This is a genomic window from Burkholderiales bacterium (assembly GCA_035518095.1).
GTDB lineage: Bacteria > Pseudomonadota > Gammaproteobacteria > Burkholderiales > JAHFRG01 > JAHFRG01.
Genome location: DATIXX010000005.1, coordinates 16,238 through 37,213 on the forward strand (window position 1 = coordinate 16,238; position 20,976 = coordinate 37,213).

At 56.8% G+C, this 20,976-nt stretch carries 19 protein-coding genes; 9 read left to right on the forward strand and 10 right to left on the reverse strand.

Annotated features, from left to right (window positions below):
* Positions 1–40 precede the first annotated feature (40 nt).
* The 7 genes from VLV32_00375 to VLV32_00405 form a co-directional block, all read right to left on the reverse strand.
* The gene (locus VLV32_00375) at positions 41–1,315 is read right to left on the reverse strand and encodes a dihydroorotase (protein ID HUL40356.1); all 1,275 of its coding nucleotides are present in this window, start codon (positions 1,313–1,315) and stop codon (positions 41–43) included.
* Positions 1,316–2,266, reverse strand: coding sequence for an aspartate carbamoyltransferase catalytic subunit (locus VLV32_00380; protein HUL40357.1), 951 nt, complete (start codon positions 2,264–2,266; stop codon positions 1,316–1,318).
* 62 nt (positions 2,267–2,328) lie between these two features.
* Complete coding sequence (pyrR, locus tag VLV32_00385; protein ID HUL40358.1) at positions 2,329–2,829, reverse strand: bifunctional pyr operon transcriptional regulator/uracil phosphoribosyltransferase PyrR; 501 nt, start codon at positions 2,827–2,829, stop codon at positions 2,329–2,331.
* Entirely contained in the window at positions 2,810–3,271 is a 462-nt protein-coding gene (gene ruvX / locus VLV32_00390) for a Holliday junction resolvase RuvX (GenBank protein HUL40359.1), read from the reverse strand. Before ruvX ends, pyrR begins: the two co-directional genes overlap by 20 nt.
* A gap of 17 nt (positions 3,272–3,288) precedes the next feature.
* Positions 3,289–3,849, reverse strand: a complete 561-nt coding sequence (locus tag VLV32_00395; protein ID HUL40360.1) for a YqgE/AlgH family protein — start codon at positions 3,847–3,849, stop codon at positions 3,289–3,291.
* Positions 3,850–3,962: 113 nt separating this feature from the next.
* A complete protein-coding gene (locus VLV32_00400) occupies positions 3,963–4,769 on the reverse strand; it encodes an inositol monophosphatase family protein (protein HUL40361.1) in 807 nt (268 codons plus the stop codon).
* Positions 4,753–5,328, reverse strand: coding sequence for a thioredoxin family protein (locus tag VLV32_00405; protein ID HUL40362.1), 576 nt, complete (start codon positions 5,326–5,328; stop codon positions 4,753–4,755). The genes VLV32_00400 and VLV32_00405 overlap by 17 nt, the downstream gene beginning before the upstream one ends.
* Before the next feature lie 57 nt (positions 5,329–5,385).
* Here VLV32_00405 and VLV32_00410 point away from each other — a divergent pair, with 57 nt between their 5' ends.
* Positions 5,386–6,114 (forward strand): 16S rRNA (uracil(1498)-N(3))-methyltransferase, encoded by a 729-nt coding sequence (locus VLV32_00410; protein HUL40363.1) that lies wholly within the window; start codon positions 5,386–5,388, stop codon positions 6,112–6,114.
* On the forward strand, positions 6,115–7,038 hold the full coding sequence (locus VLV32_00415; GenBank protein HUL40364.1) for an isoaspartyl peptidase/L-asparaginase family protein: 924 nt from the start codon (positions 6,115–6,117) through the stop codon (positions 7,036–7,038).
* Between the two features lie 16 nt (positions 7,039–7,054).
* Here the strand turns inward: VLV32_00415 and typA are convergent, their stop codons facing one another.
* Complete coding sequence (typA, locus tag VLV32_00420; protein HUL40365.1) at positions 7,055–8,890, reverse strand: translational GTPase TypA; 1,836 nt, start codon at positions 8,888–8,890, stop codon at positions 7,055–7,057.
* 248 nt (positions 8,891–9,138) lie between these two features.
* Between typA and argA the strand changes: the two genes are divergently transcribed.
* Genes argA through VLV32_00435 form a run of 3 tightly spaced genes read left to right on the forward strand, consistent with a single transcriptional unit; the run spans position 9,139 to position 13,602 of the window.
* A complete protein-coding gene (gene argA, locus VLV32_00425; protein HUL40366.1) occupies positions 9,139–10,467 on the forward strand; it encodes an amino-acid N-acetyltransferase in 1,329 nt (442 codons plus the stop codon).
* Positions 10,468–10,508: 41 nt separating this feature from the next.
* Positions 10,509–13,322 (forward strand): EAL domain-containing protein, encoded by a 2,814-nt coding sequence (locus VLV32_00430; GenBank protein HUL40367.1) that lies wholly within the window; start codon positions 10,509–10,511, stop codon positions 13,320–13,322.
* Between the two features lies 1 nt (position 13,323).
* Positions 13,324–13,602 (forward strand): oxidative damage protection protein, encoded by a 279-nt coding sequence (locus tag VLV32_00435; GenBank protein HUL40368.1) that lies wholly within the window; start codon positions 13,324–13,326, stop codon positions 13,600–13,602.
* A 5-nt stretch (positions 13,603–13,607) separates the two neighbouring features.
* Here the strand turns inward: VLV32_00435 and rpiA are convergent, their stop codons facing one another.
* Positions 13,608–14,264 (reverse strand): ribose-5-phosphate isomerase RpiA, encoded by a 657-nt coding sequence (gene rpiA, locus VLV32_00440; GenBank protein ID HUL40369.1) that lies wholly within the window; start codon positions 14,262–14,264, stop codon positions 13,608–13,610.
* Between the two features lie 142 nt (positions 14,265–14,406).
* Between rpiA and ilvA the strand changes: the two genes are divergently transcribed.
* Positions 14,407–15,918 (forward strand): threonine ammonia-lyase, biosynthetic, encoded by a 1,512-nt coding sequence (gene ilvA / locus VLV32_00445; protein HUL40370.1) that lies wholly within the window; start codon positions 14,407–14,409, stop codon positions 15,916–15,918.
* A 9-nt stretch (positions 15,919–15,927) separates the two neighbouring features.
* Here the strand turns inward: ilvA and VLV32_00450 are convergent, their stop codons facing one another.
* Positions 15,928–16,620 carry a 5-formyltetrahydrofolate cyclo-ligase gene (locus VLV32_00450; GenBank protein ID HUL40371.1) on the reverse strand — a complete coding sequence of 231 codons (693 nt, stop codon included), beginning with the start codon at positions 16,618–16,620 and terminating at the stop codon, positions 15,928–15,930.
* 88 nt (positions 16,621–16,708) lie between these two features.
* Here VLV32_00450 and VLV32_00455 point away from each other — a divergent pair, with 88 nt between their 5' ends.
* From VLV32_00455 to VLV32_00465, 3 genes are read left to right on the forward strand one after another with little or no spacing between them, the layout of a single operon-like run.
* Positions 16,709–18,634 (forward strand): transglycosylase SLT domain-containing protein, encoded by a 1,926-nt coding sequence (locus VLV32_00455; protein ID HUL40372.1) that lies wholly within the window; start codon positions 16,709–16,711, stop codon positions 18,632–18,634.
* 44 nt (positions 18,635–18,678) lie between these two features.
* Positions 18,679–19,641 (forward strand): complex I NDUFA9 subunit family protein, encoded by a 963-nt coding sequence (locus VLV32_00460; GenBank protein ID HUL40373.1) that lies wholly within the window; start codon positions 18,679–18,681, stop codon positions 19,639–19,641.
* A gap of 30 nt (positions 19,642–19,671) precedes the next feature.
* Positions 19,672–20,925, forward strand: a complete 1,254-nt coding sequence (locus VLV32_00465; GenBank protein ID HUL40374.1) for a multifunctional CCA addition/repair protein — start codon at positions 19,672–19,674, stop codon at positions 20,923–20,925.
* Positions 20,926–20,976: the final 51 nt, after the last annotated feature.

Sequence of the window (20,976 nt, forward strand, 5' to 3'; positions counted from 1 at the left end):
GGGATTCTGAAATTTCTGGCGTTATTATACAGCCAGTGGGCTAACTTTCGTAGACGATGTGGCCCTCGACCAGCGTATAACATACACGACCCGGCATCTCCAACCCGAGGAATGGCGTATTTTTCCCTTGGCTTTTCAATGCGATGGCCTCAACTCTCCAATATTGCTGGGGGTTAAATATACACACGTCTGCAACATGCCCGGGAGTAAGATGGCCTGCGTCGATGCCCAGGATATGTGCTGGGATTTGGGTAATTCTGGCGAGTGCTCCGGACAATGCAATTTCAGCTTCGGCGGCCCACTTGAGGGTGAGCGGCAAAAGTAATTCCAGGCCCGTCGCGCCGCTCTCGGCCTCGCCAAAAGGCAGTACCTTGGCATCATCGTCCACGGGGGTATGATCCGAGCACAAAGCGTCTATGGTGCCGTCTTTGAGCCCCATGCGAAGTCCATCACGGTCGCGGAGCCCGCGTAGCGGCGGTATCAGGTTGCAGTTGGCATCGAAAAACCCCAAGTCCATTTCAGTCAGGTGAACATGCGTAGCGGCAATGTCACAGGTTATCGCCAAACCCTGGCTTTTGGCGTGACGTACCATCTCCACGCCTTCAGCGGTAGAGAGCCTACACAAGTGAGTGCGCGCTCCGGTTTCCTTGGCGAGCTGCAAAATAGTGGAAAGTGCGACGGTTTCGGCGCAGCTGGGTATCCCCGGTAGCCCAAGCCGCGTAGCCACCACCCCATCGTGAGCGACGCCGCCTTGAGCAAGGTAGGCGTCCTGTGGACGCAACCACACCGTATAGCCGAAAGTAGAAGCATATTGCATGGCGCGCATCAATACATTGGTATCGCTGAGCGGCGCGTTGCCTTGAGAGAAAGCAATACAGCCGGCGTCACGCAGTTCCGCCATTTCAGTGATGCGCGCGCCGGCGAGCCCCTGCGTCAATGCGCCGAGCGGATAGACCCGCGCCTGATTTAGACTTTTTGCACGGTGTTTCAGCATTTCCACCAGCCCCGGTTCATCTAGAGGGGGCTCGGTATCCGGAGGGCATGCGAGGCTTGTAATCCCGCCCGAAACGGCGGCAAGCATTTCCGATTCCAGCGTCGCTTTGTATTCGAAACCGGGTTCGCGCAGGCGCGCCGAAAGATCAATCAAACCGGGACAAACGACGCAATTGCTGGCATCGATGACACGAGTGGGGTGGAAGCCGTCCGGTTGGCGCCCAACCGCAAGCACCTTGCCTGCCGCAATAAACAAATCCCGCACCGCATCTGTGCCGTTCTTGGGGTCGATGATGCGACCGTTTTTTATCTGGATCTTCATTCAGTTTCCCGCCAGCATGCTCATCACCGCCATGCGCACCGCGATGCCAAACGTGACTTGCGGCAAAATGACCGACCGCGGGCCGTCGGCCACGCTGGAATCAATTTCTACGCCGCGGTTCATCGGCCCGGGGTGCATCACGATGGCGTTGTGCTTGGCGGCTGCGAGCTTATCCGCGTTCAAGCCGTAGTTCTTGAAGAATTCCTGCGCACTCGGCAGTAGCGGACCCTGCATGCGTTCGCTTTGCAGGCGCAACATCATCACTACGTCTACGTCTTTAAGTCCGCGCCGCATATCGTAGTACACGTGTACGCCAAGATTTTCGACCCCAGTAGGCAACAGCGTTTTGGGCGCTATGACTCTCACTTCAGGCACGCCAAGGGTGGTGAGCGCATGGATTTGCGAGCGCGCCACACGCGAATGCAGGATATCGCCCACGATCGCAACGCGTAGGTTATTAAATTCACGCTTATAGTGGCGGATGGTGAACATGTCCAAGAGCGCTTGCGTGGGGTGCGCGTGTCGTCCGTCGCCGGCGTTGATGACATGCACGTTCGGCGACACGTGTTGCGCGATTAGGTGCGCCGCTCCGCTTTGCGCATGCCGCACGATGAACATGTCGGCGTGCATCGCTTCCAGATTATCGATGGTGTCGAGCAGAGTTTCGCCTTTGCTTTGCGAGGAGGTGCTGATATTCAGATTGATGACGTCCGCGGATAGGCGCTTGGCGGCGATTTCGAAAGTAGTGCGGGTGCGGGTGCTCGGTTCGAAAAAAAGATTGAATATCGCTTTGCCGCGCAGCAGCGGAAGTTTCTTGACTTCACGCTCGGTGACGCCGATAAAGGACTGCGCGGTATCGAGTATCTGTACCAGAAGCGTTGCAGGCAGCCCTTCAATAGTAAGCAAGTGCTGAAGTTCACCCCTCTTATTGAGCTGCGGGTTGCTGTGCATGTAGGCGGAGCGGATTATACCATCGATGACTTAGACCTACCCGCGCTTGCCGTGGGTTCGGCCTAGACCTGGTTAAGGTGTAAGCTGAGCCGTCCCTCCTTGTCTTTTTTAAGTTCTATGTTCTGGTTTTCGGCGAGTTCCAGCGTAGCGCCGGCGTAGCGCGCAAATACGGGCAACTCTCGCCCGCCACGGTCGATCAGCACAGCAAGCTCAATGCTTGCCGGCCTCCCGTAATCGAACAGTTCGTTCATGGCGGCGCGCACCGTGCGCCCGGTATAGAGTACGTCGTCCACGAGAACAATGCGGCGTCCTTCGACATCGAACGGAATGCTTGACGGCTTGACCTGCGGATGCAGCCCGATGCGCGCAAAGTCGTCTCGGTAAAATGAAATATCGAGCAGCCCGATCGGGGTGGTGAGCCCCAGTTCCTGCTGCAGTTTTTGCGCGATCCAGGCGCCGCCAGTATGTATCCCGATCAGCGCAGTATTGGAATCATTTCGTTGCCGGATCTGCGAGGCAAGAGCGGAAACCAGCTGTTCCGCGTCAGGAAGTTTCAGGGTCATCGAAAAAGCTCTGCAAAATGTGTTGCGCCGCCAGCTGGTCAATAAAAGCCTTTTTGCGCGCTGCTCCACTCTCGGCCAGCGACTGCTCTGCCGCGCGCGAGGTCAGGCGTTCGTCAACCAATACCGTAGGGAGCTTGAAGCGTTTTACCAGTCGCAGCGCGAAGCCGCGGCTCAATCTGCTCATCTCATGCTCGCCGCCGTCCATTTGAGTCGGGAGTCCGACCACCAGGAGCACGGGTTGCCATTCCTTAACCAACGCAGCAATTGCGTGGAAGCGCGTTTCATTTTGCGGCGACTCCAGCGTCGTCAGCGGATGCGCGATGCGCAGCGCCAGATCGCCTACCGCAACGCCGATACGCTTTGTGCCGAAGTCGAATGCTAAAACTACACCTGTTTTTCGGGGGTATACGTAGCCGGAGGCTTGAGCACGCTGTTCAATCATGAACCCCTTACTGAGAATTACGCGTGACCTGCGCCTTCGGAAAGAGTGGCGAAGCTCACACCCAGCAAATCCATCGCCGCTGCCAGACGCTCTTCCGCGGCCAAGTCGAAAATGACATTTGTCTTCGCAGGCACCGAAAGCCACGCGTTTTGTGCGAGCTCGTGCTCCAGCTGCCCCGGCGCCCATCCGGCATATCCCAGAGTAACCAGAATCTGTCGCGGCCCATTGCCGCGCCCCACCGCCTGCAGGATGTCCTTGGACGTAGTAAGTCCGAGTTCTTTGTTGACCGCAAGAGTGGATTGCCACTCGCCCAGGGGCTTGTGCAACACGAAACCACGGTCGATTTGCACCGGTCCTCCGAAATACACGGCAATGCCGCGCAGGCGGGGTTCGCCCAGCGGAATGCTGATCTGCTCGAACAACGCCTGCAGGGTCATATCAATGGGGCGGTTGACCACCACGCCTAATGCGCCCTGCTCGTTGTGCTCACAGATATAGGTCAAGCTTTTGGAAAAATAGGGATCTGCCATGTTGGGCATGGCGATCAGAAAGTGGTTCGTCAGGTTAACGCTTGTCATAGCTACATTGTAATCGTCTCGCCTGACCTTCACAAATGCGAAAACAGGCGTCTGAAACGGCGCGCTTATCAATTATCCTCGTGCGCGGCAAAGCAATCGCGGGTGCGGCAGCGCTATCCGATGGTGTTATTTTGGCGCGCGCGCAACCAGTCTTTCCAGGCGTTGAACAAGGCCGGGTTGCGCGCCGCGATCACTGAACGCTTCCATAAATCGTCCGCCCAAAAATCATCCTTTTTTAGCGAGCACATCATGCCCCCCGCCTCCTCGAGTATCAGCGAGCCCGCTGCGTAATCCCATAATTTCTGACCGCCGTGCAAATACACGTCAAAACGCCCGGCGGCGACATAGCACCATTCCAGGGTACTTGCACCGTAATTGCGTTGCGAGGAATAAGGCGGCGTTCCGGCAAGTTCCTGCGCCAGATTGCGGCTGATGCGCTTAAAGTCCACGCTTGCCATGCACTGACGTAAGTCTTTATCCGATTCATTGATGGGCAGCCTCTCACCGTTTAGGTAGGCGCCGCCGCCCTTCTCGGCATAAAACATTTCATGCGACACCGGGTCGTAAACAACCCCGAGGACGCTGCGCCCTTTGTTCATCAGCGCCACTGAAACCGCAAAATACGGAAGGCCGCTGACGAAATTCGATGTGCCGTCAATCGGGTCCACGCACCACAATCCGGAATCTCCTGCCAGCCATTGTTCCGCCTGCTGATCGCGACTCATTTCTTCTGCGAGGACCGGGCTTGGGTGAATTTCACGAAGCTTGATCGCGAGTGCTTCCTGCGCTGCGATATCGGCGTCGGTGTAGAGACTACCGTCGGCTTTCCGCTGCTGGGCCACCTGCAGGTAACGCGGCATGATTTCGGCCTGCGCTACTTCCCGCACGGCGCGAATGACCGCCTTAAGCAGCGGTTCCATGCTTCCACTTGATGGAGCAACCCATGCTGGGAATCTGTTCTCGGGGTCCCTGACCGGTGCGCGCAACCCCCAGCATCGCTTCAAACAGTTCGCGCCTAGCATCGGGTACGGCATTGGTGCGTGAGGCGTCCAGACGTCCGCGGTATTGCAGTTCCAGCTTGGTATTGAAGCCGAAAAAATCCGGCGTGCAAACCGCGCCATAGGTTTTGGCTACGTCCTGTGTTTTGTCGAGCACGTAAGGGAAGGGGAAATTAAATTGGCGCGCGACCTTTGCCATATTGTCGAACGAGTCCTCCGGATAGTCGGTCGGGTCGTTGGACATGATGGCGATGCTGTTTATGCCGTGTTCCTTAAGTTCCTTGCAGTCGCGGACGATGCGCTCGCGCACCGCCTTTACGTATGGGCAATGGTTGCAAATAAACATCACCAGTAGCCCTTTTTCGCCGCGTACATCTTTCAGGCTGTAACGCTTGCCGTCTACGCCCAGGAGTTCGAAATCCACTGCTTTCCAGCCAAAATCGCAAATCGGGGTTTGCAGGCTTACCATAGTTCGCTCCATTGATCCTTTGTTCGGTCTTTATATTATCATGCGGTTGACATTTAACTCTTTACCCTTATGACTATAGCGCGCCTTTTTCATTCCCAAAACTTGGCCTCCGGTCGCGAAATTTGTCTTGATGACGCGGCTGCGCGCCACGCAGTAAGTGCGTTGCGCCTTAAGAAGGACGACGCAGTCGTATTGTTCAACGGCATGGGCGGAGAATATCCGGCGCGGATCATCGGTATCGTCAAAAATGGAGTGACGGTGCTAACCGGAGATTGGCAAAACATCGAGCGCGAACCATTATTGCAAATACTTCTCGCGCAAGCTGTGTCGTCCGCCGAGAAGATGAATTTAACGGTGCAAAAAGCAGTGGAACTGGGCGCGGCCCTGGTACAGCCGCTTGCCAGTCAACGCGGCGTGGGACGCACCAGCGCTGCGCACGCACAAAAGCGCGTACAGCACTGGCGCAAGGTCGCGATCGCCGCTTGCGAGCAATGCGGGCGCAACCGCATCCCGCAAATTGCAGAAATGATTTCTCTTAAAAAGTTTCTCGCTATTCCAGGTAAAGGCTTGCGGATAATGCTTTCTCCCGAAGGCGGTGCATCATTCAAGCGGCTTGAATTCAAGGATCGCGCGATAACCGTTCTGGTAGGCGCGGAGGGCGGTTTGACGTCAGAAGAGAGCCGGGCGGCTCGTGACGCCGGTTTTATTCCGGTCACATTGGGAAGGCGCGTCTTGCGCACTGAAACTGCGGGGCTTGCTGCCCTTGCCGCGATCCAGACCTTATGGGGAGACTTTTGAATGTACGCCATCGTTGTTCATGGAGGTGCGGGCGCTTGGAGAACGCACTATGAACGATCAGCGCTACAAGGTGTGAGGCGGGCGGCGGAAGCCGGAGTAACCTTGCTGGCACAGGGAAAATCCGCGCTCGATGCGGTAACCGCGGCAGTGGAATCGCTGGAGGACGATCCGGTATTCAACGCCGGCACAGGCTCGGTGCTGAACCTGCAAGGTGAAGCCCAGATGGACGCAAGCGTCATGGTAAGCGACAGGCTGCGCGCGGGCGGCGTCACGTGCCTGAGCCGCGTAAAGAATCCGGTGCGGGTCGCACGCAAGGTCATGGAGAAAACCAATCATGTATTGCTGGCTGACCAAGGGGCGCTCAGTTTTGCGCGCGCAATGGGTTTTACCGACTTTGATCCGGTAACTCGGGAACAACGCGCCATTTGGCAGAAGAAATGCCAGGCGCTATCTGCGGCAAAAGGTAAAAGCAGCCTGCAGCGGCTGATAAAACACTATGCCGGCCTGCGCGGCGGAACAGTGGGCGCAGTGGCTTTGGATCGGCGCGGCTGTTTTGCTGCCGCGACATCCAGCGGCGGATTGACGCTGAAACTTCCCGGGCGGGTCGGGGACACTCCTGTGCCGGGAGCAGGGAATTACGCCACGTCTTTCGGGGCGGCATCCGCCACCGGCCTGGGTGAGGTGGCACTGCGGTATCTCGTGACCAAATCGGTGTGCGATTTGCTGGCGCAAGGCAGGAATGCGCAGCAAGCCGTGGATGAAGTGCTGTCGCTACTGGTGCTGGAGCCGCACGCGGGCATGGGCATCATCACATTAGACAAACAGGGCAACATAGGCGTGGGACATTGCAGCCGAGCCATGCCACACGCTTATTGCGCTCCTGGAAAGGCGGGAATCGCGGCGAGAATGCAGGTCAAAGTCTAAATGTTGTCCGGGGTTGTCAGGCGGCTTCGCGCGCAGCCCGCTTGCGCTCGAGTTCGTTCAAGTGGCGCTTGCGGATGCGGATGGTTTTGGGGGTAATTTCCACCAGTTCGTCGTCGGCGATAAACTCGACGGCCCGCTCCAAGGTAAGCGTAATCGGCGGCGTGAGCATGATGGCCTCGTCCTTTCCGGCGGCGCGTACGTTGGTGAGCTGTTTGGTTTTGATCGGATTCACGATCAGATCGTTGTCGCGGTTGTGAATGCCGATCACCATGCCCTCGTACACGCGATCGCCGGGGTTCACGAGCATCCGGCCGCGCTCTTGCAGCTTCCACAGCGCGTAGGCGACCGCGGCGCCGTCCTCGGCCGACACCAAAACTCCGTTGCGCCGTTCGGGGATTTCCGCTTTCATCGGAGCGTAGCAATCAAACACGTGGCTTAAGATCCCGGTACCGCGGGTCAACGTCATGAAATCCGACTGGAAGCCGATCAGCCCTCGCGCCGGGATTCGGTAATCGAGCCGCACGCGGCCCCGGCCGCCAGGCGCCATGTCCTGAAGCTCGCCGCGCCTCTCGCCCAAAGCTTCCATAACCGCGCCCTGATGGCCTTCTTCCAAGTCGACGGTGAGCATTTCAAACGGTTCACATTTCTCGCCGTTGATTTCCCGAATTACAACCCGCGGGCGGGACACCGCTAGCTCATAACCTTCCCGGCGCATATTTTCCAGCAGAATGGTGAGATGCAGTTCGCCCCTGCCGGAGACCCGGAAAATATCCGTGTCCGCAGTCTCCTCGATGCGCAGCGCCACGTTGGTCAGCACTTCCTTATGCAGGCGTTCGCGCAGTCGACGGCTGGTCACGAATTTTCCCTCTTGTCCGGCATAGGGCGAGGTGTTGACTTGAAAATTCATGGTGAGCGTGGGTTCGTCCACTGCCAGCAGCGGCAAAGCGTCCGGTTGCCCCGGGTCGGCGAGGGTCGTGCCAATGCCGATCTCCTCGATGCCGTTCACCAGTACGATGTCGCCAACTTCGGCGACCTCCATGGGTACCCGGTTCAAGCCCTGGAAGCACAGCACTTGATTCACGCGCGCGTTTTTCGGTTCGTCGCGACCGTTCAGAATAACGACGTCCTGGGCGGCTTTGAGACGCCCGCGGCGGATGCGCCCGATGCCGATGCGCCCAACGAAGTTTGAGTAATCCAACGCGCTGATCTGAAGCTGCAGCGGCTCATCCGGATTGCCGGCAGGAGCCGGCACATGGTTGAGTATGGCGTCGAACAGCGGCCGCATAGACTGTTCCTCACCCGCTCCACTGCTCTGCGCGTCCGCAAGATCGAGCACCGCCCAACCATTGAGCGCGGAGGCATAGATGACCGGAAAATCCAGTTGCTCTTCGGAGGCGCCCAGTTTGTCGAATAACTCAAAAGTGTGGTTCACGACCCAGTCCGGGCGGGCGCCGGGGCGATCCATCTTGTTTACAACCACAATAAATTTCAAACCCTGGGCCAGCGCTTTGCGCGTCACAAAACGAGTCTGGGGCATGGGCCCTTCAACCGCATCGACCAGGAGCAGCGCGCCATCCACCATTGACAGCACGCGCTCAACTTCGCCACCGAAATCAGCATGACCCGGCGTGTCAACGATGTTGATGTGCGTGCCTTGGTAATTGACTGCCGTGTTCTTCGCGAGAATGGTGATGCCGCGCTCTCGCTCCAAATCATTGCTGTCCATGACCCGCTCAGCCACCTGCTGATGGGCGGCGAATGTCCCCGCCTGGTGGAGCAGCTTGTCCACCAGCGTGGTCTTGCCGTGATCCACGTGGGCAATAATGGCGATGTTGCGAATTGCGCGAGGCATGCCGAGCTTCCGGTTTGACAAAAGTCGCGCATTGTAACACTAAAGAGCTCAGACGGCCCGCATGGCTTTTTTCCCGTCGCCAATTTGCAACCGTCAAACAGCGTTGCCGCGCCCGGTCGCGGATTACACACCGCCGTGGACGCGTGGGGGTTAAACAGAGGTTCGCTGGCTTTTCCTGGAAGTACTTATCGATTATGATGCTACGCAAGGCAAAACATTCGGTCGTATCATCCTTCCCCCGTTTAATCATGCGCAACACGACTCCCACCGATGCCATAGCCTTCGTGCAATGGCTGCGTTCGGTTGCCCCCTACATACATGCGTTCCGCGGACGCACTTTCGTTATTGCCTTCGGCGGCGAGGTGGTAAGCGATGGCGGATTTATCGCGCTGACGCATGATTTCAATTTATTGCACAGCCTCGGGATACGCTTGGTGCTGGTGCACGGCGCGCGTCTTCAAATCGAAGAGAGGCTCAAGGCACTGGATCATGCGAGCCGATACGTCAAAGGTCTGCGCGTTACCGACAATACGGCTCTGCAATGCGCCAAAGAGGCGGTCGGCCGTATCCGCGTGGAAATAGAGGCGCTGCTGTCCACCGGATTGCCCGATTCACCCATGGCGGGTGCTCAAATCCGCGTCGCCAGCGGCAACTTTGTGATTGCCAGACCCATGGGCGTGATTGAAGGCGTGGATCTGCAGCATACCGGGGAGGTGCGGAAGATTGATGCTGCCGCAATACAGAAACGCCTGGGTGAGGGGGAAATTGCGTTGCTTTCACCGCTGGGTTATTCGCCGACCGGCGAGATTTTCAATCTCGCTCTGGAAGACGTCGCGACATCTGCGGCCACCGCGCTGTGCGCAGACAAACTGATATTTCTGACGGAAGAGGATGGCGTCACCGACGCTTCCGGAAGGCTGCTGAAAGAACTTACCGTTCCGGAAGCAGAGAAATTATTGTCCAAACAGACAAGATTATCGGGCGATGCGAGGCTGTATCTGCCGCGTGCAGTGCACGCCTGCCGCGAAGGCGTCGCGCGCGCGCACCTGCTGTCGCGCCATGTTGACGGTGCCTTGCTGCTGGAACTGTTTACCCACGAGGGAATAGGCAGCATGGTGGCACCGGCCGCATTGCAAAAGCTGCGCCAGGCGCAAATCGAAGATGCCGGCGGCATACTGGCGCTGATCGAGCCGCTTGAAAATGAAGGCATGCTGGTGCGGCGCCCGCGCGAGCTGCTGGAAATGGAAATGAGCCGCTTCAGCCTTATCGAGCACGACGGCGTGATTGTCGGTTGCGCCGCACTATATCCTTTTCCGCGCGATAACGCCGGCGAGCTGGCTTGCCTGGTGGTACATGAGAATTACCGCAAGCGGAGCTACGGCGACGCTCTGCTCAAGTGCATTGAGAAACAAGCAGTCGACGCCGGCATGCGCAGGCTGTTCGTGCTGACCACACGCGCGGCACATTGGTTTATCGAGCGCGGGTTTAAAGAAGGGACAATTGAGCAGCTGCCGGAGCAGAAGCAGCTGCTTTACAATTACCAACGCCGCTCCAAGGTATTGGTAAGGAGACTTTAAAAATAATGACGGCTGTTGGCTGAACAGGAAAGCTGTAAATCGTGAACTGGTTTTTGCAAACTAAATCGCTGCGCGTGAAGCTGGTGTTGATCAGCGTGCTGGTGGAGGCCTTGATGCTGTCGCTGCTGGTTGCCAACAGTATCCTGCTGATCGATAGCGCACTGGACGAGCAGGTAAAAGAGCGCATGAAGCTGCTTGCGCCGATACTCAGTGCGTCTCTTGCCACGCCAATTGCTCAAGGCGATGAGATCTTGATCAAACAGATTCTCGGCAGCGCCCAAGCCGAACAAGGGCTCAGATTCGCGCTCCTGTATGACAACAAAGGCAAGTTGCTCGTTGCGGAAGGGCACCCCGTGTCCGCAGCCGACCCGCCCGAGGTTTACGATACCTGGTTTCCAATAGAGCGTGACGGCAAAACTTACGGCAATTTGCGAATGGGCGTGTCCACCGCATTCCTGGATGTGGCAAAGCACAGGCTGTTCTGGGAGAGCCTGGTGATCGCCGGGGGCGAGGTCGCTTTGTCCTTGCTGTTGTTTCTGGCGCTGGGATACTGGCTGGCCCGGCATTTGGGAGAGCTTGCAGAGGCCGGTAAGGCCATGGCAAGCGGAAATTACGCGGTGCGCGTGGCGGTGGATTCCGCCGATGAAGTGGGCAAACTCACCACCACGTTCAACACCATGGCCGAAGCAGTGCAGAATCAGGTTAAGACCTTGCGCGAGGGTGAAGCAAAATTTCGCGCCATTGCCGATTACAGTCATGACTGGGAGATGTGGGCCGATCCCGCGGGCAAAGTGATCTGGGTGAACCCTTCGGTGCAGCGTCTGACCGGTTATTCTCCGACTGAATGTCTCGAAATGAAGGATTTTCCTGCAGCGATAATCGAGCCGGAAGACAGCCAGCGTTCGCGTGAATTATCATTGCAGCTTGCCCAGCGCACGAGAGGCAGCGGCATTGAATTCCGCGTACGGCGCAAAAACGGATCGAGTTTCTGGGCGGCGGCCACCTGGCAACCGGTTTACGGCAACCGAAATGAATATCTAGGGGTTCGTTGCAGCATTCGCGATATCACCGAGCGCAAGGATGAAGAGTTCAACTTGCAGGCGACGATAAGGCGGCTGGAACGTGCGCAAGGCAGTGAACGCCTGGATTTCGTGCACGCGCAGGAAGAACGGTCCCGTCTAATTTCTCTGCTTACGGCGATGGACATGGGCATCCTGTTTCTCGGCACGGACGGGGTGGTTTACTGCAACCCGACATTGATGCGCGTGTGGGGTTTCACCCCGGACATTCATTTGCAGGGAATGAATACCGAGAATTTGCTGGCCGTAGTGACCAAGCAGGTGGCCCGTCCGCAAGAATATGCGCAGCATGTGCTGCAGGTGGTTGCAACCGATGAAAATACCAAGGAATATGAATTTACGCTGGCCGACGGGCGTATGCTGCTGGAATCGACCTATCTAACACGCGGAGATAATGGGCAGGTTATAGGCAGGCTGTGGGTTTATAAGGACATAACGCAGGAGCGGCGTAACGCGGAGCAGTTGATCTATCTTGCAGAGCGCGACGCGCTCACCGGCTTGTATAACCGCCACCGTTTCCAGCAAGAACTGGGGCGCATGGTCGCAGAAGCGGAACGTCGAGGTTCCGCCTTGGGACTGCTGTTTTTTGACCTTGATGAATTCAAGCAAATAAACGATGCGTACGGCCATCGCGCCGGGGATGCGATACTTATCCGCGTTGCCGGTGAAGTCAATGCGCAAGTACGACGCAATGAAATCTTCAGCCGTTTGGGAGGCGATGAATTTGCGATTTTGGTCCCGGATGTAGTAGAAGACGAGCTGCGCGTCGTGGCTGAACGGATCGTGCGTTCCATATCGAATATCCGGCTGCAATACGAAGGTCATATCTTGCGCCTAAGCACCAGTCTGGGCATAGCGATGTTTCCCGATCATTCCGCGAACGCAGAGGAACTTGTGGCGCGTGCCGATGCGGCAATGTACCTCGCCAAAGAGGCCGGCAGAAACGCCTGGCGCGTGTACCGTCCCGACAGCGACAGCTCGCGGCAAATGCTGTCGCGCGTTGCCTGGAATGAGCGCATTGCTGACGCTTTGCACAACGACCAAATGTACTTCGATTTTCAGGGGGTATTTCGCGCCGCGGACGGCGGGCGTTCACATATTGAGACACTGTTGCGAATGAAGGACGAGACCGGCGGCGTAATCATGCCCGCGGCATTCATTCCGCTAGCGGAAAAAACCGATCTGATCCTGGAAATTGACCGTTGGGTAATCAATAAAATCATTACACTGCTCGCAAGTTCCCCGGCAGTTCCCGCGATCGCAGTGAACGTATCGGGACGGTCGCTCGCTGACCCGGATTTGCCGCTTTACATCGAGAGTACATTGCGCAGTTTGGATGTCGACCCAAGTCGGCTGATGATGGAGATAACCGAGGCGTCCGCGGTGGCAGATCTGCACGAAGCGCAGCGCTTCACCAAAGCCCTGCATCAAACCGGCTGTTTGGTCTGCCTGGATGATTTCGGAAGCGGTTTCTCTTCGTTTGCGTACCTCAGGCATTTGGACGTCGATATTGTGAAAATAGATGGCCTTTTTGTACGGAGTTTGCCCGATGATCAAGACAACCAGGTATTTGTCAAGGCCATCGTCGATGTGGCACGCGGCATGCATAAGACCACGGTAGCTGAATCCGTGGAGGATCTTAAGACCCTGGAAATATTGAAAGACTTTGGCGTGGACATGGTACAGGGATATTTTCTTGAGATGCCGCACTCCAACTTTGTGATGGACGAAAATGTCCTGCCGGATTCAAAAATAGTCAACAGCCGCGGGGACTAAAATGGCGAGAACGGTGAAGTGCGTCAAGCTGGGACGCGAGGCCGAGGGTCTGGACTATCTACCCTATCCCGGGGAGCTGGGAAAGCGTATTTTTGAGAACGTATCGAAAGAGGCGTGGAAGGTCTGGCTCGAACACCAAAAAATGCTGGTCAACGAGAACCGGCTGAACTTGGCTGATCCTAACGCCAGAAAATATCTCGCGGAGCAAATGGAGAAACATTTCTTCGGGACCGGTGCCGACGTCGCCGCCGGTTATGTGCCCCCAGGTCGAAGTAAGTAAGCTGTTCAGGTATAGGTTTTAACCCCGTCTGCGCTGCCTAGCAGCAGAACATCAGCGGGCCGCTTGGCGAAAATGCCGTTGCACACCATGCCCGTTATCTGATTGAGATTGGCCTCCAAATCGAGCGGGTTGAGAATCTGCATGCCGCGCACGTCAAGAAGGATATTGCCGTTGTCGGTCGTGAAGCCGATGCGTAGTTCGGGAAATCCGCCGAGTTTAACCAGCTCGCGCGCTACATAGCCTCGCGCCATCGGTATTACTTCGACCGGCAACGGAAACTTACCGAGCACGTCAACCAATTTGCTTTGGTCAGCAATGCATACGAATTTACGTGCCGTCGCGGCGACGATTTTTTCGCGCGTCAACGCGCCGCCCCCTCCTTTTATCATATGCAGATGCCGGGTGATCTCATCTGCTCCATCCACATAAACCGCCAGCTCATTCACACTGTTCAAATCCAGCACCGGAATGCCGAGGCCTTTCAATTTCTGTGCAGTAGCCACGGAACTCGCGACCGCGCCTTCGAGCTTGTGCTTGATCTTGGCGAGCTCGGCAATGAAGTAGTTTGTGGTCGAGCCGCTGCCAACGCCAACGGTGCAACCATCGGGCACATATTGAATAGCGGCGCGCGCTGCAGCCAGCTTTAATTCATCCTGGGTCATGTAGCAGGTCCCTAGTACACCCTTTGCTTAGAATACCCATAAGCGCTGCATTCCACAATTGGCGCACCGATAACACCGGCGCCCACTTCTTGTTTTTCGTCAATCCTGATACCCTTTCGCTTTGCCGATTAGTTTAACCACGATGCAAAAAGATTATCTGGAAAAAATTCTCGCATCCCGCGTCTATGAAGTAGCGCAGGAAACCCCCCTTGAACTCGCGCCCAATCTTTCGCGGCGAATGCACAACCGCCTGCTGCTCAAGCGCGAAGATGTACAGCAGGTATTTTCATTCAAGCTGCGCGGTGCCTACAACAAAATGGCGCAGCTTCCCAAAGCAGCGCTGAAGCGCGGTGTAATTGCGGCCTCCGCAGGCAACCACGCGCAAGGCGTGGCGCTTGCAGCGCAAAAGCTCGGCTGCAAAGCGATCATCGTCATGCCGGCGACTACGCCCCAGATCAAGGTACAGGCGGTGGCGGCGCGCGGCGCCGAGGTGGTTTTGCACGGCGATTCCTATGATGAGGCCTATTTTCACGCGCGCCAGCTGGAGCGCGCGCGCAAGCTTACGTTTGTTCACCCCTACGATGATCCAGACGTAATCGCCGGGCAGGGCACGATCGGCATGGAAATTTTGCGTCAATGGACGCGCCCGATCTACGCAATTTTTGTCGCGGTGGGCGGCGGAGGCCTGATTTCAGGAATCGCGGCGTATGTGAAACGATTGCGCCCGGAAATCAAAATTATCGGCGTACAGCCGGTGGATGCGGACGCGATGACGCGCTCGTTGAAGGCCGGCCGGCGTGTGAAACTCAGTCAAGTGGGTTTGTTCGCGGATGGTGTCGCGGTCAAGGAAGTAGGCAGCGAAACCTTCCGCCTGTGCCGAAAATACGTTGATAACATGGTGCTGGTGGATACTGACGCTGTTTGCGCGGCAATCAAGGACGTGTTCGAGGACACCCGCAGCATACTAGAACCCGCGGGCGCGCTGGCGATTGCCGGCGCCAAAGCGTACGCCGATCGGAGAAAGCTGAAAGACAAAACCCTGATTGCGGTCGCTTGCGGAGCCAACATGAATTTCGACCGACTGCGGTTTGTTGCGGAAAACGCAGAGCTTGGAGAAAAGCGAGAAGCAATTCTTGCCGTGACCATTCCCGAGCATCCCGGCAGTTTCAAGCAATTCTGTTCGCTGCTGGGCAAACGCAACATCACTGAGTTCAACTACCGTATCGCTGACCCAGAGGAAGCACACATTTTTGTCGGCATTCAGGTGCATGACAGCGAAGAAACCGCGAAACTGGTTACCCTGCTGGAGCGCCATCACCTGCGCACTCTGGATTTTTCCGACAACGAAATGGCCAAACTCCATGTTCGCCATCTCGTGGGCGGCCACGCGCTGCTTGCCGACAACGAGCTGCTTTACCGCTTTGAATTTCCGGAACGGCCCGGCGCGCTGATGAAGTTCCTGAACAGCATGCGTTCCGACTGGAACATCAGCCTTTTTCATTACCGCAACCATGGCGCCGATTACGGGCGCGTGCTGGTGGGAATGCAGGTACCCCCGCAAGAGATGGCGGAATTCCGCAGATTTCTCGGCAAGCTTGGCTACGCATATTGGGACGAATCACGCAACCCGGCGTACAAGCTGTTCTTGGGCTAAATAACCGGTTTAGTCTTGTTTGCCTCCGAAATAATCGTCGGCAAACTCGTGAACGTAACACGCCGGCGAGCTGTATTGCCCGGGCTCTGATTCTGGTCCATTTCTGGCGAGCAATTCGATTTTTCCGTCGCGTCGCCGGTAGACTCCGCGCTCGGTGACGATATAATCCATCGGAACATCGTAGGGCTGCGGCTCGATAGTTGTGACTCTAGCCAGCTCATACGCGATCCCGATGACGCAAGGGCGATTTTTCAGACTGGCCAGGGTTCGGTCGAAATAACCTCCGCCGTAGCCGAGGCGATGGCCCTGCTCGTCATACCCGTTCATTGGTACCAGTATGGTATCAGGCGTCAATTCTTGCGATTGCGCGGGGTAGGGAATGTCGTAGACACCCCTGGCCATGGGGACGCCGGGGTGCCATTCGCGAAAAATCATCGGCGTTTTTGGAGCCAAGACCACCGGCAAGGCGGTTACAGCACCGCGATTTCGCATCTCGCGCATCAGGAAGCGCGCGTCAAATTCATTTTGGTGCGGCCAGCAGAATGCGATCACGCCGTGCGCCAAATTGGGAAATGCGCGCTGCAAGTGGCTGTTGATGGCTTCGTTCCACGAGCGCCGATCCTCAGCAGCAACTGCGAGGCGCTTTGCAATTAGTTCGGCGCGCAGTTGCTTGCGCCAGACTTTGAGTTGAGCAGTATCCATTTAACGCACGACGCAATCCTGCTGTTAGAAAGGCGAGGCTGTGGTATCCTTAGGCCTCCAGTTGGCTGATACGCGGAATATAGCAGGAATGCAAAAGTCTTTGTTCGCGCTTTGCATTATTTTTTGGTCTGTCCTGCCGGTGCACGCGGACCAGGGAGAGGATTTCTTGGCCGCGCGCGAAGCGTATGTGGCGGGAAATATCGGCCGCCTCGACGCCTACGCCAAACGTCTGCAAGACTACGTTCTCGAGCCTTATGTCGCTTACTGGCAAATGCGCGCCCGGCTTGAGAGTGCTACCCCCGAGACCGTCAGTGCGTTTATCCTGCGCTACGACGACACATTGCTTGCCGACCGTTTACGTGGAGAATGGCTCAAAGTACTCGCCAAAAAGGACGAGTGGAATTTGTTTAGCGCAGAATTTCCTCTGCTCCTCAACGAAAGCGTAGAGCTGACCTGTTATGCGTTGCAGGGGCGGGAGCGTAATGACGACGGTACCGCCCTCCTTGAGGCGCGGGCGTTGTGGTTTTCAGCGCAAATTCAGCCGGACAGCTGCTATCCATTATTCGAAACCATGTTCAAGCGTAAGGTGCTTGGACCGGAAGACGTATGGCAACGCCTGCGTCTCGCGTTGGAAGCGGGCGACCTCGCTGCTGCAAAGCGCATCATCCAGTACTTACCGGTGAAAGAAGCGCCCAATCTTCGGCTCATCAAAAGCATCGCCGACAAGCCTGAGCGTTATCTGGCAAGACCCGACGATGACCTGAAAACGCGCGCGGGACGTGAACTCAGGCTGTTTGCCTTATATCGCTTAGCGCGCAGCGATCCACAGCAAGCGGCAGGTTACCTGCAAAAGCTTGAAGACCGGCTCAACGAGCAAGAGCGAGATTATGCCTGGGCGCAGATTGCTTGCAACGCAGCCCAAAAGCACGATCCCGATGCGCTTTCTTTGTACGGCGAAGTTCGGGCCGGGCTGCTTAACGATCAGCAGCTTGCCTGGAAAGCGCGCGCGGCACTGCTGACACAGAGGTGGGACACGCTGCTCGCAAGCATCGATGCCCTGTCACCGCTGGAACGCCGCCAACCGAACTGGCGTTACTGGGAGGCGCGCGCGCTTAGAGCTCTGGGAAAAAATATTGAAGCAGACGCGATTTTTCAGTCGCTGAGCAGCGAGCACCATTATTACGGGCAATTGGCAGCCGAGGAGCTGGGAAATGAATACCGGGCGCCCACTATTGCGTACCGGCCCAGCGAAGCGGAAGTTTCCGCGGTGGAGCAACTGCCCGGCATACAGCGCGCACTGGCCTTGTATCGGCTGGGTTTGCGTTATGAAGGGAATCTGGAATGGGAATGGGATATCCGCGACTTCGATGACAAGCAGCTGCTTGCCGCTGCGGAAGTGGCAAGGCGCAACGAGCTGTACGAACGCGCTATTTTCACTGCCAATAGAACGGTGCAGCTGCATGATTTCAGCATGCGCTATCTTGCTCCATACCGAAATCTGATGCAGGAGTATGTGCACCAGTCTAATCTCGACGAAGCGTGGCTGTATGGCATCATCCGCCAGGAAAGCCGGTTCTCCATCACGGCGCGTTCTAACGCTGGCGCGATCGGGCTGATGCAGCTCATGCCGGCAACCGCGCGATGGGTCGCTGCGCGCATCGGTGAAAAGGGCTTCCATCGCTCGCGGGTTGACGACTTGGATACCAACCTTAATCTGGGCACGTATTACCTGAAACACATACTGGACATTTGCGGCGGTCAGCTGGTGCTTGCTACAGCCGCCTATAACGCGGGGCCTACGCGCGCTCGCCAATGGAGCATGGATGTACCGATGGAAGGCGCGGTTTATGTGGAAAACATTCCCCTTAATGAAACGCGCGAGTACGTAAAAAACGTGTTGAGCAGCACGCTATATTACGCCAGTACCTTTGGCAAAGAAATTCCTTCGCTCAAAGCCCTGCTTGGCACTATTCCGCCGCGCTCGCAAGATCGAGCGATGCAGGTCGAAAGGTAGCGGGCGGCGGCGTATCTGTTTGATGGAGTTTGTTCGCGCAACGCATGCAGATCAACAAGGTTTGTGTCATAGGGGGCAGCGGGTTTGTGGGCGGGCATATTGCACACTTGCTTGCTGCACAGGGACGCCGTGTACGCGTACCGGCTCGCAACCGCGAGCGCGCCAAAGAACTCATCGTTCTGCCGACCGTCGATGTAGTCCAAGCCAACGTCCATGTTGATGACGAGCTTAAGCAAGCGCTTACTGGCATGGACGCGGCAATCAATCTGGTGGGTATTTTGCACGAGGAGCGCAACGGAGATTTCAAGCGGGTGCACGTCGAATTGCCGCAAAGGATCGCCAGAATTTGCGCTAGCTTGGGGGTGAAGCGCATGGTGCACATGAGTGCCCTAAAAGCGGATCCCAACGGGCCAAGCGCCTACCTTCGCTCCAAAGGCGAAGCGGAAGCTGCGCTCAAGCAAACGACCCAAGGCCCTCAGCTTAGCGTGTTTCGTCCTTCAGTGATATTCGGCCGGGAGGACAATTTTCTCAATTTGTTTGCCAAACTTTTGAAATACTTTCCGGTGCTGTTTCTCGGGAGCCCGCAGGCGCGGTTTCAGCCGGTTTTCGTGGAGGACGTGGCGCGCGCCATCGTGTTCAGCCTCGACCGGCTGGAGACCTTTGGCAAGAGTTATGATTTGTGCGGACCTAAGGTGTATACGCTGCGCGAACTGGTGGAATATGTGGCGCAAGTTACGGGGCAACGGCGCCGCATCATCGGCTTGAGCGATTCACTGTCGTACCTGCAGGCGTGGGCAATGGAACTTCTGCCGCAAGTAATGAGGAAAGAATTACCGCTGACTCGCGATAGCTACTATTCGATGAAAGTAGACAGCGTGTGTGATTGCGATTTTCCTGAAATTTTCGGATTCAAACCGGCGGCGCTGCAAGCCTTGGTGCCGCTGTATCTCACCGGCGGCACACCGCGCGAACGCTATCGCATGTTTCGTTTCAAGGCGCGGCGCTAAGGCGTGAGCCGGCTTGAATCGCATGGGCCAATGAAAATTTATGCGGTCGGCGGCGCAGTACGCGACGAACTTTTGGGTCTCAAAGTAACGGATCGCGATTACGTGGTGGTCGGCGCTACGCCGCGGGAAATGCTGCGTTTGGGCTTCAAGCCGGTAGGCAAGGATTTCCCGGTGTTTCTCCACCCCAGAAGCCATGAGGAATACGCTCTGGCGCGCACCGAACGCAAGACGGCCCGAGGCTACAAAGGGTTCAAGATTCACGCCGCCCCTGATGTCACGCTGGAGGACGATTTGGCGCGGCGCGATCTCACCATCAACGCCATCGCCAAGGATGAAAATGGGCGGACCATTGATCCGTATGGCGGCGTGAAAGACCTCAAGGCCGGCGTTTTGCGACATGTGAGTCCGGCTTTTGCTGAAGACCCGGTGCGCATTTTGCGAGTAGCGCGATTCGCGGCGCGCTTTGGTTTTCAGGTCGCCGGGGAAACGCTCGAACTGATGCGTAAAATGGTGCAAAACGGCGAAGTCGACGCGTTGATTGCTGAGCGTGTGTGGCAGGAGCTGGCGAAAGGCTTGATGGAAACGAAGCCCTCGCGCATGTTTGAAGTGCTGAGACAAAGCGGCGCACTCAGCAAAATTCTCCCGGAAATAGACCATTTGTTCGGTGTACCACAGCCTGCCGAATACCATCCGGAAATTGACACCGGGGTGCATATCATGCTGGTTGTCGACTATGCCGCGTCGAAGAATTTTTCGCTGCCGGTGCGCTTTGCCGCGCTGGTACACGATCTTGGCAAGGGCGTGACGCCGCGCAGCAAATGGCCTCACCATCCCGGCCATGAGGCGCGAAGCGAGGAGTTGGTAGAAAAACTCTGCAGGCGCATCAGGGTTCCTGCCGGTTGCCGCGATTTGGCGCTTCTCGCTGCCCGGCATCATGGCGAGGCACGGCGTGCGCGCGAGCTCAGGCCCGCGACAGTCATCCGGTTGCTTCAGGCGCTGGATGCATTCCGCAAGCCGAAGCGATTTGTCGAATTTCTTGAGGCCTGCAGCTGCGATTTTCACGGCCGTCCGGGGTTTGAAACCAAGCCATTTGCGCAAGCTGAAATCCTGCAACAGGCTTTGCATGCGGCGCAAAGCGTGAATGCGGGCGCAATAGCCAAGCGGCTGCGCAACCCTGCGCTAATTGCCGCCAAAGTGCGCGCGGCGCGAATTGCAGCGGTCAAAGACCAGTTGCAACAGGCTGTCGGAACCGCTGCCAAACTTGAAGCAATTAAAGCGCTTTAATTTCGATATGCCACGAGAGCACCGTGTTTAAACGCGTTTTGTACATTTTGC